Origin of the sequence: Pseudomonas sp. GM18 (assembly GCF_000282195.1) — a bacterium.
Taxonomy (GTDB): Bacteria; Pseudomonadota; Gammaproteobacteria; order Pseudomonadales; family Pseudomonadaceae; genus Aquipseudomonas.
The window spans coordinates 17,402-30,684 of the sequence record NZ_AKJT01000078.1; the positions used below are offsets into that span (position 1 = coordinate 17,402).

The following is a 13,283-nucleotide window of genomic DNA, read 5'->3' on the forward strand; positions in this document are numbered from 1 at the left end:
AGTGTGGACCAGGAATGGCAATTAGTCGTTCGATCCACGAGATAAGGCCTACGCTTGAACATTGCAGGTTGGTTTGAGCTTGGGTTTAGCAGGTCTTTCAGGAAATGCAGCCCGCTCCCACAGGGATGTGTGTTCACAATTGAATATCAGAAGGAGTTTTTCATGACACAGCTGCGCCGCGTCGCGATTATCGGCGGTAACCGTATTCCTTTTGCCCGGTCCAACGGGCCGTACGCCACTGCCAGTAACCAGGCGATGTTCACCGCAGCGCTGGAAGGCTTGATCGAGCGCTATAACCTGCACGGTGTGCGCATGGGCGAAGTGGCGGCCGGGGCGTTGCTCAAGTATTTGCGCGACTACGGCCTGACCCGTGAATGCGTATTGGGCTCGCGGTTGTCGCCGACGACGCCGGCCTACGACATCCAGCAGGCCTGTGGTACGGGGCTGGAGGCGACGTTGTTGGTGGCGAACAAAATCGCCCTGGGTCAGATCGAGTGTGGCATTGCCGGCGGCGTCGATACGGCCTCCGACGTGCCGATCGGCGTCAACGAAAGCCTGCGCAAGATCCTCTTGCAAGCCAATCGCGCCAAAAGCATCGCCGACAAACTGAAAACCTTCCTGCAACTGCGTCCCCGACACCTGATCCCGGACTTTCCAAGCATCGGCGAGCCGCGTACCGGCCGGTCGATGGGCGAACACTGTGAATTAATGGCCCAGACCTGGGGCATCCCGCGTGACGAGCAGGACCGGCTGACCCTCGAAAGCCATCAGAAACTGGCGGCGTCCTACGCCGAAGGCTGGCACAACGATCTGATGACGCCGTTCCTCGGCCTGACCCGGGACAACAACCTGCGCCCGGAGCTGACCCTGGAAAAGCTCTCCTCACTGAAACCGGCCTTCGAGAAAAGCGCCAAGGGCACTCTGACCGCAGGCAACTCCACGCCACTCACCGATGGCGCGTCGGTGGTGCTGCTGGGCAGTGAGGAATGGGCAAAGGAGCGCGGTTTGCCGTTGCTTGCCTATTGGCGCGATGGCGAGGCGGCGGCGGTGGATTTCGTCAAGGGCGCCGAAGGGCTGCTGATGGCGCCGGTGTATGCGGTGCCGCGATTGCTGGCGCGCAACGGCCTGACCTTGCAGGACTTCGATTACTACGAAATCCACGAAGCGTTCGCCGCCCAAGTGCTGTGCACGTTGAAGGCCTGGGAAGATCCGGAGTACTGCAAAACCCGCCTCGGCCTCGATGCGCCGCTGGGTTCCATCGACCGCAGCCGCCTCAACGTCAAAGGCAGTTCACTGGCCGCCGGGCATCCGTTTGCCGCCACCGGTGCGCGGATCGTCGCCAACCTGGCGAAGCTGCTGGACGCGGCGGGCAAGGGCCGAGGGTTGATCTCGATCTGCGCCGCCGGCGGTCAGGGCGTGACGGCGATTATCGAGCGCTGATTATTGAGCGTTGAGCACTGCCGCGTTTTGCCGCGCGGCCAGTTCCCGGTTGCGGTTGGCGTAACCCTCGGCCATCACCGAGCACACGATCAACTGCAACGGGTGGTAGATCATGATCGGCAGCAGGATCAACCCAAGGCCGGGGTTGGCGCCGAAGATCAGCGCCGCCATCGGCGCCCCGGCCGCCAGGGATTTTTTGCTGGCGCAGAACACCGCGGCAATCTCATCGGCGGGGCTGAATTTCAGCGCACGGGCGGTGCGGGTGGTCATCCACAGAATGACCGCCAGCAGAATCGCGCTGCCAATCAACGCCGTGAGAATCACACTGTTGCCCTGTTGCTGCCACATCCCCGAGACCATCGAGTTGCAGAACGCCGAGTACACCAGCAGCAGGATCACCAGTTTGTCGGCGATGTTGGTGTAGCGCTTGTGCCGGGCGAAAAGCTTGCCCAGCCACGGCCGCAGCAATTGCCCGAGTACCAGCGGCAACAGCAGCATCGCGCACAGGTCGAGCAGGGTTGAACCCAAATCGATGCCGCCAGCGCCGCTGCCGACCACGAAACTCACCAGCAACGGCGTCAGGAAAATCCCCAGCACGCTGGACAGGCTCGCGTTGAGAATCGCCGCCGGTACGTTGCCGCCCGCGCTGCCGGTCAAGGCCACGGACGAGGATATGGTCGAGGGCAGGGCGCAGAGGTAAAGGAACCCGAGCATCAGCAACGATGGAATGTGTGAGCCCAGCAGTTTGTCGCTCAGCAGCCAGATCAACGGAAACACCGCAAAGGTGAAGACTTGGACCATCACGTGCAGCTTCCAGTTTTTCAGCCCGTGGCGGATCTGCTCGCTGGAGAGGTTGACCCCGTGCAGGAAGAACACCAGGAACACGCCGATGTTGATCACCCACTCGGCATGCATCCCGCCGCCGGTGGCGCCGAAGGTCGGGAAGAAATACGCCAGCAGCGTGGCGATCAGCATGCCGCACAAGAACCAGTCGGTGACCACGCGTTTGAGGTGTTTGAAGGCATGCATAACCGGCACCGAATCCATTTGTAAGAATTGATGACTTAGCCTAACGTCGGCCCCATCAGCCGTCTTGCGACATAAGGCCAATCAATGCCGACTAACGGACAACTTTCCCTCGAGCGGACCATCCCGGCGCTGACGGTGTTGCCGCGTCCGTTGTATGCGCGGGCGGAAAGCCTGAACGCCGGTTCGTGGACGCCGCCTCATCGTCATGATTGGGTGCAGTTTTCCTACGCCATCAGCGGCGTTCTCGGCGTGCACACCGCCGAAGGCAGTTTCTTTGCGCCGCCGCAGTGGGGTATCTGGATTCCGGCGGATCTCGAGCACCAGGTCGTGACCTCGATGCGTGCCGAAATGCGCAGCCTGTACGTGCGCCGCGAGGACTGCCAATGGGCGGACGGGCGTTGCCGGGTGCTGGAAGTCACGCCATTGGCCCGGGAGCTGATCAAGCGCTTTTGCCTGTTGCCGGTGGAATATCCACAGGGCGACAGCCAAGAGGCGCGATTGGTGGGCGTGCTGCTGGATCAGTTGGCGAGTCTGCCGGAGGTGGGGTTTTCCTTGCCATTACCCCGGCATGAACGTTTGCTGGGCTTGTGCAACGAGCTGATCGAAAGCCCCGAGCGCACGGTGACTTTGCAGGAATGGGCCGAGCGTTTGGGTACGTCGGAGAAAACCCTGATGCGCTTGTTTCAGCGCGAAACCGGGTTGAGCTTCCGCAGTTGGCGGCAGCGCATGCGGCTGCTGTCGTCGTTGAGTTTGCTGGAGGAGGGGGACAGCGTGACCAATGCCGCGCTGTCTTGTGGGTATGACTCGACGTCGGCGTTTATTGCGGCGTTCAAGGGGTTATTCGGGTTTACCCCTGGCGAGTTGTTCAAGCAATGATCGTTCCCACGCTCTGCGTGGGAACGATCACGCCCACTCAGGTCCTGAAGCGGCGAACCAACCCATCCAGCTCATTCGACAACCCCGCCAGGCTCTGAGAATCCAGCCGCGCCGAGTTTGCCAATTCCGCCACCAACTGCGCATCGCCATGTATCTGGCTGATATGCCGATTGATGTCCTCGGCCACCTGATGCTGTTCTTCCGCCGCCGTGGCGATTTGAGTGTTCATATCGCGAATCACATCCACCGACTCACGGATCTGCCCGAAGCTGCTGCGCGCTTCACCGATGCGGGTCACCGATTGCTGAGACACCTCCAGGCTCGCGTGCATCTGCTGCGTCACCTGGCTGGTGCGCTTGGCCAGGTTGCCCAGCAGGCCGTCGATTTCCGCCGTGGAATCGGCAGTTCGTTTGGCCAGGGCGCGAACTTCATCGGCCACCACCGCAAAGCCACGACCCTGTTCACCGGCCCGGGCCGCTTCGATGGCGGCGTTCAGGGCCAACAAGTTGGTCTGTTCGGCGATGGAACGAATGGTCCCGAGGATCGACTGAATGTCGTTGCTATCGCGCTCAAGCTGTTGCATCGATTGCGCCGACTGTTCGATTTCCTGGCTCAAGCGATCGACACTGCTCACCGCGGCATCGATCTGCTGCTGGCCTTCACGGGCCTGGCGCTGGCCGCTGTCGGCCGACTCGGCGGCCTGGCTGCAGGAGCGCGCGACTTCGTTGGCGGTGGCGACCATTTCGTGGAACGCGGTGGACACCATGTCCACCGCTTCACGCTGACGTCCGGCGGCTTCGGCCATGTCGCTGGACACCTGCGTCGAGCTCTGGGAAGTAGCGAGGATCTTGGTCGCGGCGCCGCCGATGTTTTGAATCAGGTTACGGATCGCCGCCAGAAACTGGTTGAACCAGTTGGCCAGTTGCGCGGTTTCGTCGCTGCCACGGATGTGCAGGTTCTTGGTCAGGTCGCCTTCACCCTGGGCGATGCCTTCCAGGCCGCTGGCCACGCTGCGGATCGGCCGCACGATCAGGCTGGCGAAACTGGCGCCGACGATGGCGAAGAACACCGCCAGTACTGCGGCGATAATCGCGATCAGCCAGGTCAGTTGAGTGGCCGAACCCATCACGTCGGTCTGCTTGATCAGGCCGATAAAGGTCCAGCCCAGTTGCTCCGACGGCCAGACGTTGGCCATGTAGCGCTCGCCATTGAGCTCGACCTCTACCAGCCCTTTGCCGGCCTTGCCGAGTTGCGCGTAGCCGTCGCCGAGGCTGCTCAGGGCTTTGAAATTGTGTTCCGGTTGCTTCGGATCGACCAGCACCGTGCCGGTGTTTTCCACCAGCATCAGGTAGCCGGTTTCGCCGAGTTTGATCTGTTTGACGATTTCGGTGAGCTGCTTGAGCGTCACGTCGATGCTGACCACGCCGCCATTGGTGCCCAGTTTGTTATCGATGGTGCGCACGGTACTGACGTAGGTCGCGTCATCCTGAGCCCAGTAATAGGCCTCGGTGCGAAACGGTTTGCCCGGCTTGGCCTGGGCCGCTTTGTACCACGGGCGCTGGCGCGGGTCGTAATTGCTCAGCTTCGCATCGTCCGGCCAGGACACGTAACCGCCCGCCGCAGTCCCGAGAATCGCATAGGCGTAGGCCGGGTGGCTGTTGCCCAGGTCCTGGAGCAGGGCGAAGACCTTCTTGTCCATTTCGCCTTGGGGAATGCTCTCGGCGTTGGCGCTCATGTAGGTCTTGAGGCTGTCGTCGGAGTTCTTGATCAGCGGTTGGGTGGCCAGGTAGTCAACGTTCTGGCTGATGCCGTCAAAGAACAACTGCATGGCATTGCTGACCTGACGAATCTCGCGGCCACTGCCGTCGACAAAATTGTCCTTGGCATCGCTGCGCAAGTTCAGCACAACGAGGGTGGCGACCAGCACCACGGGCAAGCAGGCGATGATTGCAAACGCCCAGGTCAGCTTCTGTTTGATGTTCATCCGCGCTCCAGTTTTTCTTGTAGGCCCACGCAGTACTGATGACTCGCGGATTATTGGCAGCCGAAAACGTTTGATATGCCCCGATCCTTGAACGCGCCTTCTTGATTGTTGTCGAGGCGTTTGTCAGACAATTCCTTTTCTCTCTAATGACTTCGGCTGAGGCGCGGGGAAATTGAGGCCCGTTGAGAAAAATCCTGCGAAGGACAGGGATCGAGGTTAGATTCTGTCGCAATTGCCCTTGCATCCCTTCGTCAACAAGTGGTGCGGGCTCAGCTATGATCCGGGGCGGTCGATGAGTATTGCCTGATTAATCCGGCACATTGTGTGCTTCTTGATGTTCATGGGAACGTTCATAGGTCGGCAACCCCTCCCCCGAATGAGAGGATTGCCGTATAACGAATGACTTTCGCGTGTTTGGTAATAAAGGACCCACAATAAAAGCTGATGAAGACTCCAAAACGCATTGAACCCCTGATCGAGGACGGTCTGGTCGACGAGGTGCTGCGCCCACTCATGAGTGGTAAAGAAGCAGCTGTTTATGTGGTGCGCTGCGGCAACGAGCTGCGTTGTGCCAAGGTCTACAAGGAGGCGAACAAACGTAGTTTTCGTCAGGCGGCCGAGTATCAGGAAGGCCGCAAGGTGCGCAACAGCCGGCAGGCTCGCGCGATGGCCAAGGGCTCCAAGTTTGGCCGCAAGGAAACCGAAGACGCCTGGCAGAACGCTGAAGTGGCGGCGCTGTTCCGTCTGGCCAGTGCCGGGGTGCGGGTGCCCAAGCCGTATGACTTCCTCGAAGGCGTGCTGCTGATGGAGCTGGTGGCCGACGAGTACGGCGATGCCGCACCACGCCTGAACGATGTGGTGCTGGAGCCGGACCAGGCACGCGAATATCACGCTTACCTGATTTCGCAAATCGTGCTGATGCTGTGTACCGGCCTGGTGCACGGTGACCTGTCCGAGTTCAACGTGCTGCTGACGCCGACCGGCCCGGTCATCATCGACCTGCCGCAAGCGGTGGATGCGGCGGGCAACAACCACGCGTTCAGCATGCTGGAGCGGGACGTGGGCAACATGGCGTCTTACTTCGGTCGCTTTGCACCGGAGTTGAAACGCACCCGGTACGCCAAGGAAATGTGGGCATTGTACGAAGCCGGCACCTTGCACCCGGCCAGTGTGTTGACCGGCGAGTTCGACGAGCCGCAAGAGCTGGCGGACGTCGGCGGGATCATGCGCGAGATCGAGGCGGCCCGTCTCGACGAAGAGCGTCGCCAAGCGGTTCGGGCGGCAGACGATGCGCCACCGAGCAAGACCGAAGAACCGCCTCCACCGTGGATGCAGTGACCGGCTAAAGAAAAACCCGGCTTCGGCCGGGTTTTTTGTCGATGCTTTTTTTGGAACCGCATCGTCCGCATCGCGGGCAAGCCGCGCTCCCACAGGTTTTGTGTCGCCCCCTGATTCCATGATCGACACCTGACCTGTGGGAGCGTGGCTTGCCCGCAATGGCGTCAGACCAGACAATCCACAACGGCCTCCCCACATTCAAGGATTGATTGTGAACATTCCATCCACCCGCAATGCCCAACTGATCATCGCCGCCCGGCTGATTTCGGACTTCGGTGCCTTCCTCAACATGGTCGCCCTGGCCACCTACGTCTACCTGCTCAGCAATAGCGCCATGAGCGTCGGTATCTTTCTCGCCAGCCGTGTCGCCGGGGGGATCCTGGCCAGCCTGATCGGCACCCGGTTCTATCGTCGCTGGGCCGGGCGCTTGCCGCTGATTGCCTTCGATCTGCTGCGCGCCGGTTTGCTGGGGCTGCTGTTGATGCTGCCAGTGGCCCAGCAAGGGTTGCTGTTACCGCTGATCGCGTTCGGCCTGGGGTTTGGTAATTCGATGTTCGCCATCGGCCTCAACAGCCAATTGCCGCACCTGATCGAAGAGGCGCAATTACTCAAGACCAATGCCTGGATAACCTCAGCGTCGTCTGCGGCGATGGTCAGCGGGAGTCTGGTGTCGGGGTTATTGGTGGCGGGTTTTGGCTTTGAAACAGTATTTGCGTTGAACATGGTCACGTATCTGCTGGCGGCGCTGCTGATTGTGCCGCTGCGGTTTTCCGGACCGGCCCCCAACTGTGACGAACCTCTTCACAAACAGGGCGAATGGCAGGCCCTGCGTCAGGGGTTGCGCACGGCACCGGTGCTGGCGGCAATGCTGGCCGTCGCCATGGCCGACACCTTGGGCAGCGCCGCGCACAACGTCGGTCTTCCGATCATTTCAAAACTGCTCACACCCGAGTCGGCCAGCACCACCCTGGGCCTGATGCTGGCGGTGTGGGCCTGCGGCAAGTTCATCGGTGCGCGGATCGCCAGTCGCCTGAAAGGCACGGACAACGCGCACCTTGAGCGGCGATTTTTCTTTGGCGTGTTGTTGATGTCCTGCGGCTTCATCCTGATGTTTCAGCAGCAGACCCTGTACGGGTTGCTGCTGTTTTCGTTACCCGCAGGCTTGGGCGACGGGTTCTCGGAAGTCGGCCTGATGTCGCGTCTGCAACGTGAACCGGACAGCCTGCGCCTGCCGATTTTCAGTTTTCTGACCCTGCTGCAAATGACCGGGTTCGGCGTCGGCATGTTGATCGCCGCGCCGTTTTATTCCTGGTGGACGCCCGGCGCGGTGGTGCTGTTGTTCCACGGCATTCCCCTCACCCTGTTGCTGGTGGTGAAGGGGCTGGCGCTCAGGAATGGGCGGGTTCGACGCAGCAGCCCGACGCCAGCTCCTTGAGAATCGGGCAGTCCGGGCGGTGGTCGCCGTGGCAGTGTTCTACAAGGTCTTGCAGGGTGTCGCGCAACTGACCAAGTTCGCGAATCTTCTGATTCAGCTCGTCGATGTGCTGACGGGCCAAGGCCTTCACATCGGCACTGGCACGCTGGCGATCCTGCCAGAGGGTCAGCAGTTTGCCGACCTCTTCCAGTGAAAAGCCCAGATCCCGAGAGCGCTTGATGAACGCCAGGGTGTGCAGATCGTCGTCGCCATAGACCCGGTAGCCACTGTCGGTGCGATGGGCCGCCTTGAGCAGGCCGATGGACTCGTAATAGCGGATCATCTTCGCGCTCAGGCCACTCTGGCGGGCCGCTTGGCCAATGTTCATCGATTGTCCTCCGGGTCTTTGGGCTTCCAGGTTTTCAACAGTAACGCATTGCTGACCACGCTGACGCTCGACAGCGCCATGGCCGCGCCGGCCAGCACCGGGTTGAGGAAGCCGAATGCCGCCAGTGGCAGGCCGATCAGGTTATAGACGAAGGCCCAGAACAGGTTCTGGCGAATCTTCGCGTAGGTCTTGCGGCTGATTTCCAGCGCCGCCGGCACCAGCCGTGGGTCACCGCGCATCAGGGTGATCCCGGCAGCGTGCATGGCAACGTCGGTGCCGCCGCCCATGGCGATGCCGATATCAGCAGCGGCCAGGGCCGGGGCGTCGTTGATGCCGTCGCCGACCATCGCCACCACGCCGGTTTTTTTCAGGGCGGCGACGGTGGCGGCTTTGTCCGCCGGCAGTACTTCGGCATGAACATCCTTGATGCCCAGCCCTTCAGCGACCACTTTGGCGCTGCCGCGGTTATCGCCGGTCAGCAAGTGGCTGCTGATGTTGCGTGCGCTCAGGCGTTGCACCGCTTGCAGGGCGCCGGGTTTGAGCGTGTCACCGAAAGCGAACAGGCCCAGCACCCGAGGTTCAGGGCTTTGCTCGATCAACCAGGACAGGGTCCGGCCTTCGGTTTCCCAGGCGGTTGCGGAGTCGGCCAATGACCCGGCATTCAAGCCACTTTCTTCCAGCAAACGCCGATTGCCCAGGGCCAATCGCCGGCCGTCGAGGCTGCCGGCAATGCCGCGCCCGGTCAGCGATTGACTGTCACTGACATCGGCAACGGTCAAGCCGCGTTCGGCACAGACATCCAGCACAGCCTTGGCCAGCGGGTGCTCACTGCCGCGTTGCAGCGCACCGGCCATTTGCAGCAAGGCCGCTTCGTCACCCTCGATGGCACTCAAATGTGCGATACGCGGGGTGCCCGAGGTCAGGGTGCCGGTTTTGTCGAACACTACCGCGCTGACTTCGTGGGCGCGCTCCAGGGCTTCGGCGTCCTTGATCAGAATTCCGTGGTGCGCCGCCACGCCGGTGCCCGCCATGATTGCTGTCGGTGTGGCCAACCCGAGCGCACAAGGACAGGCGATCACCAACACCGCGACGGCGTTGATCAATGCGGTTTCCAGCGGCGCACCGTACAGCCACCAACCGATCAGGGTCGCCAGTGCAATCAGCAGCACCACGGGCACGAACACCTGGCTGACTTTATCCACCAGTTTCTGGATCGGTGCTTTCGCTGCCTGCGCGTCTTCGACCAGGCGGATGATCCGCGCCAGCACGGTTTCTGCGCCGAGTGCCAAGGTCCGCACCAGCAGCCGGCCTTCGCCATTGATCGCACCGCCGGTGACCTTGTCGCCCGGCGCTTTGGGCACCGGCAGGCTTTCGCCGCTGATCAACGCTTCATCGGCGTGGCTCTGGCCTTCCACCACTTCGCCATCCACCGGGAAGCGCTCGCCGGGTTTGACCATGACCAGATCGTTGAGGCGCAAGGCGCTGATGGCGACGTCCTGCTCACGGCCGTCGATCACTTGAATGGCTCGCTCCGGACGCAAGGCTTCGAGGGCGCGGATGGCGCTGGCGGTCTGGCGCTTGGCGCGGCTTTCCAGGTATTTGCCCAGCAACACCAAGGCAATCACCACCGCCGAGGCTTCGAAATACAGGTGCGGCATGCGACCGGCAGCGGTGGCCCACTCGTAAACGCTCAAGCCGTAGCCGGCGCTGGTGCCCAGAGCCACCAGCAAATCCATGTTGCCGGCACCGGCGCGCACGGCTTTCCAGGCTGCGACATAGAAGCGTGCACCGAAGACGAATTGCACCGGCGTAGCCAACGCGAACTGCACCCACGCCGGGAGCATCCAGTGCACGCCGAAAGGTTGCAGCAGCATTGGCAGCACCAGCGGCAAGGCGAGGGCGATGGCCGCCAGCAAGGCCCAGCGTTCACGGTGCAGGCGTTGTTGCTGATTGTCGGTTTGCGGGTGTTCGACTTCCCAGACGCGGGCGGAATAACCGGCCTTGGTCACGGCGCCGATCAAGGTTTGCGGATCGACGTGGCCGAGCAGCTCAAGGTGCGCCCGTTCGTTGGCCAGGTTGACGCTGACACTCTTCACCCCCGGCACCTTGGCCAGCGCCCGTTCGACGCGGCCGACGCAAGACGCACAGGTCATGCCGTCGATGCTCAATTCGAGGGTCTGCTGCGGCACGCTGTAACCGGCCTGCCGCACGGCGTCCATCAAGGCGGGCAGGCTGTCACTGGGCGCTTGCACCCGGGCCTGTTCGGTGGCCAGGTTGACGCTGACGGCCGTGGCGCCGATGACTTTGCTCAAGGCACGCTCGACACGCCCGGCACAACTGGCGCAGGTCATGCCGGCAATCGGCAGATCGAAAGTGGTGGATTCGGACATCGGTCACGCTCCCTGTAGAAATTGCCTACAGGATCAACCTTGCCATGCGGGCAAGGTCAAGTGCCATGTCTCAGATCAAAAGATCGCAGACTCAGTACCCCAAAGCCGCAGGCTTGAGGTACATCCCTTCCTGCGTCATCGCAATCCGGAACTTCAACACATCCCCAGCCTTGAGTTTGATGTCCTGCGAGCCCGGCGCGAGCATGCCCGGGTTGCAGCCCGGCGCCTGGCCCGGCAGCAATTTGAGGCGCAGGGACACATTGCCCGGCGGCAGGTTGAACGAGGTGCTCTGTTCCTGGAACAGCCGCCCCGCCAACTGATCCTGGATGTACACGCCGATCTCGCAGGAAGTCGACACTTCCAGGCGCTCGCGGGAAATGATCAGCACGCCGTAGTCCTCCCCGGCGGCTTGAACCGAAGGTGTCGCGGCAAAGAGGCTGAGGAAGCCAAACAGGCTGAGAGCTGACCAGCGCATGGCTGAATCTCCTGATGTCGAGTCATTGATGGGCGCAGCTTGGCCGAGCGCGGCGCCGATTGCCAGCCCGGCAGCTTGTTTCAGAACTTGACCTTGCCATGGTGGCAAGCTCGAGACTGCGCGCAACCCTCATGTAAGGGCTTCATTAAAGGAGACGTCCCATGCAAGTGTTCAACGTTGAAGGTATGTCCTGCGGTCACTGCGTCAAGGCCATTACTGAGGCGCTGCAAGCCAAGGATCCGGCAGCCAGCGTGCGTATCGATCTGGCGGCAAAAGAAGTCGGCGTAGAAAGTGCGCTGACAGCCGATCAGGTGATCGCCACCATCACTGAAGAGGGTTACGGGGTAAAACAGGCCTGAGCTATTTTTAATAGTTAGCGACCTAACGGAATGTTCAAGGCGTCCACGCCCGGCTAGACTGTCACCCTGCTGATCCATGGCTAACCTGTCTGCCCAACCTGGACGCCTGATGAACCTGCGCACAATCCTGATTCTCGGCGCCTTGAGCGCTTTCGGTCCGCTGGCGATCGATTTCTACCTGCCGGCCTTCCCGGCGATGGCGCTCGCTTTCGGCACCGACGAAAAACACGTTCAACTGACCCTGGCGGCCTATTTTCTCGGGCTTTCCATCGGCCAACTGGCATACGGCCCGGTGGCGGATCGCTTCGGGCGACGGATTCCCTTGTTGACCGGCGTCGGCCTGTTCACCGTAGCCTCATTGGCGTGTGCTTACGCGCCGAATCTGGAGTGGCTGATCGGCGCACGCTTCGTCCAGGCGCTGGGCGGTTGCGCGGGCATGGTGATCGCCCGGGCGGTGGTCAGCGATAAATGCGATGCAGTGGGGTCGGCGAAGGTCTTTTCGCAGTTGATGCTGGTGATGGGCCTGGCGCCGATTCTTGCGCCGATGCTGGGCGGGTTGTTGGTCAACACGTCGGGTTGGCAGTCGATCTTTCTCGCGCTGACCGGTTTCAGTGCGCTGGCAGGGTTGGCCGTGGCCCTCGGGCTACCGGAAAGTCTGCCGGTCCATGTGCCGCGCCAACCGTTGTCGGGCGCGCTGCGCCAGTACGGTCGGTTGCTGGCGGACCCGATATTCCTCGGTCATGCCCTGACCGGTGGCGTTGCCATCGCCGGGATGTTTGCCTACATCGCGGGCTCGCCGTTCGTCTTCATCAAACTCTATGGCGTGCCGGCCGAGCATTTCGGCTGGCTGTTCGGGATTAACGCGGCGGGGTTCATTCTGGTGGCCCAGGTCAATGCCCGGTTGTTGGCAAAGCGCGGTCCGGCTTTCTTACTGGCGCGCACTGTCTGGCTCTACCTGGCGGGCGGTCTGGCCCTGTTGGCGGTCAGCTCGTTACACACTGCGCACTTGTGGCCGTTGCTGATTCCGCTTTTCCTCTGCATCGCCAGCCTGGGTTGTATCGTGCCCAACGCCTCGGCCTGCGCGATGAACGGGCAGGGCGCGCGGGCGGGCAGTGCCTCGGCGATGCTCGGTTGCCTGCAATTCAGCGTCGCCGCCGGGGCCGCGGCGCTGGTGGGTGTTTTGCACGATGGCAGTGCCATGCCGATGGCCATGGTCATCAGTCTGTGCGCAATTGTGGTGGTGAGCGTGGCGATGCTCACCCGGCGTTTGCAGAATGCCCGGGCGTTGGAGCAAGCCCAGGTTTGAGGACGGACTCAGCCGGCAGAGCGATGCTGACGACCGGGAATCTGATGGGGCGCGTACAAGCGCGCTTCAAGGGTTTTAGTGAAGGCCAGGGCTTCGGCTTCACTGCGGAACGTCACAGCGTGTTGATCCAGGCGGACCTGCCAGCGGGATGTTGCCAGTTCTTTTATCAGGATCTTCATTGCTGAGTTCCTCTTGTAAAAGACGTCTCGCAAAAGACATCACGTAAAAGATTATTCGCAGAGTTTTCGATTGTAGACCCGAATACGATCGCAATTGTGACAACG

The 13,283-nt window shown here is 61.6% G+C and carries 12 protein-coding genes and 1 pseudogene; 6 read left to right on the top strand and 7 right to left on the bottom strand.

Annotation, left to right across the window (positions count from 1 at the left end; translation table 11 throughout):
- Nucleotides 1–162: 162 nt before the first annotated feature.
- Complete coding sequence (locus PMI21_RS08325) at nucleotides 163–1,440, top strand: acetyl-CoA C-acetyltransferase (protein WP_007940139.1); 1,278 nt, start codon at nucleotides 163–165, stop codon at nucleotides 1,438–1,440.
- Here the strand turns inward: PMI21_RS08325 and PMI21_RS08320 are convergent, their stop codons facing one another.
- The gene (locus PMI21_RS08320; RefSeq protein WP_007940140.1) at nucleotides 1,441–2,469 is read right to left on the bottom strand and encodes a bile acid:sodium symporter family protein; all 1,029 of its coding nucleotides are present in this window, start codon (nucleotides 2,467–2,469) and stop codon (nucleotides 1,441–1,443) included.
- 84 nt (nucleotides 2,470–2,553) lie between these two features.
- Between PMI21_RS08320 and PMI21_RS08315 the strand changes: the two genes are divergently transcribed.
- The gene (locus PMI21_RS08315; RefSeq protein WP_007940141.1) at nucleotides 2,554–3,345 is read left to right on the top strand and encodes an AraC family transcriptional regulator; all 792 of its coding nucleotides are present in this window, start codon (nucleotides 2,554–2,556) and stop codon (nucleotides 3,343–3,345) included.
- Between the two features lie 37 nt (nucleotides 3,346–3,382).
- Here the strand turns inward: PMI21_RS08315 and PMI21_RS30250 are convergent, their stop codons facing one another.
- Both PMI21_RS30250 and PMI21_RS30255 read right to left on the bottom strand, forming a co-directional pair.
- Nucleotides 3,383–4,150: a methyl-accepting chemotaxis protein gene (locus PMI21_RS30250; protein WP_370694472.1), complete on the bottom strand. Its 768-nt coding sequence runs from the start codon at nucleotides 4,148–4,150 to the stop codon at nucleotides 3,383–3,385.
- Between the two features lie 90 nt (nucleotides 4,151–4,240).
- A pseudogene (locus tag PMI21_RS30255) lies at nucleotides 4,241–5,329 on the bottom strand (cache domain-containing protein); the annotation flags it as partial.
- Between the two features lie 444 nt (nucleotides 5,330–5,773).
- Between PMI21_RS30255 and PMI21_RS08305 the strand changes: the two are divergent.
- Nucleotides 5,774–6,667: a PA4780 family RIO1-like protein kinase gene (locus PMI21_RS08305; protein WP_007940144.1), complete on the top strand. Its 894-nt coding sequence runs from the start codon at nucleotides 5,774–5,776 to the stop codon at nucleotides 6,665–6,667.
- 217 nt (nucleotides 6,668–6,884) lie between these two features.
- Complete coding sequence (locus PMI21_RS08300) at nucleotides 6,885–8,102, top strand: MFS transporter (protein WP_033064137.1); 1,218 nt, start codon at nucleotides 6,885–6,887, stop codon at nucleotides 8,100–8,102.
- Here the strand turns inward: PMI21_RS08300 and cueR are convergent.
- The 3 genes from cueR to PMI21_RS08285 all read right to left on the bottom strand — a co-directional run bounded on the left by cueR (nucleotide 8,056) and on the right by PMI21_RS08285 (nucleotide 11,334).
- Nucleotides 8,056–8,469 (bottom strand): Cu(I)-responsive transcriptional regulator, encoded by a 414-nt coding sequence (gene cueR, locus PMI21_RS08295; protein WP_007940146.1) that lies wholly within the window; start codon nucleotides 8,467–8,469, stop codon nucleotides 8,056–8,058. The two genes, PMI21_RS08300 and cueR, sit on opposite strands and share 47 nt — an antisense overlap.
- Nucleotides 8,466–10,859: a heavy metal translocating P-type ATPase gene (locus PMI21_RS08290; RefSeq protein WP_007940148.1), complete on the bottom strand. Its 2,394-nt coding sequence runs from the start codon at nucleotides 10,857–10,859 to the stop codon at nucleotides 8,466–8,468. Before PMI21_RS08290 ends, cueR begins: the two co-directional genes overlap by 4 nt.
- A 91-nt stretch (nucleotides 10,860–10,950) precedes the next feature.
- The gene (locus tag PMI21_RS08285) at nucleotides 10,951–11,334 is read right to left on the bottom strand and encodes a hypothetical protein (protein ID WP_007940149.1); all 384 of its coding nucleotides are present in this window, start codon (nucleotides 11,332–11,334) and stop codon (nucleotides 10,951–10,953) included.
- A gap of 161 nt (nucleotides 11,335–11,495) precedes the next feature.
- Between PMI21_RS08285 and PMI21_RS08280 the strand changes: the two genes are divergently transcribed.
- Nucleotides 11,496–11,693: a heavy-metal-associated domain-containing protein gene (locus tag PMI21_RS08280; RefSeq protein ID WP_007940150.1), complete on the top strand. Its 198-nt coding sequence runs from the start codon at nucleotides 11,496–11,498 to the stop codon at nucleotides 11,691–11,693.
- A 109-nt stretch (nucleotides 11,694–11,802) separates the two neighbouring features.
- A complete protein-coding gene (locus tag PMI21_RS08275; protein ID WP_007940151.1) occupies nucleotides 11,803–12,999 on the top strand; it encodes a multidrug effflux MFS transporter in 1,197 nt (398 codons plus the stop codon).
- Between the two features lie 8 nt (nucleotides 13,000–13,007).
- Here PMI21_RS08275 and PMI21_RS29730 read toward each other — a convergent pair whose 3' ends face one another.
- The gene (locus tag PMI21_RS29730) at nucleotides 13,008–13,178 is read right to left on the bottom strand and encodes a hypothetical protein (protein WP_007940152.1); all 171 of its coding nucleotides are present in this window, start codon (nucleotides 13,176–13,178) and stop codon (nucleotides 13,008–13,010) included.
- Between the last annotated feature and the right edge of the window lie 105 nt (nucleotides 13,179–13,283).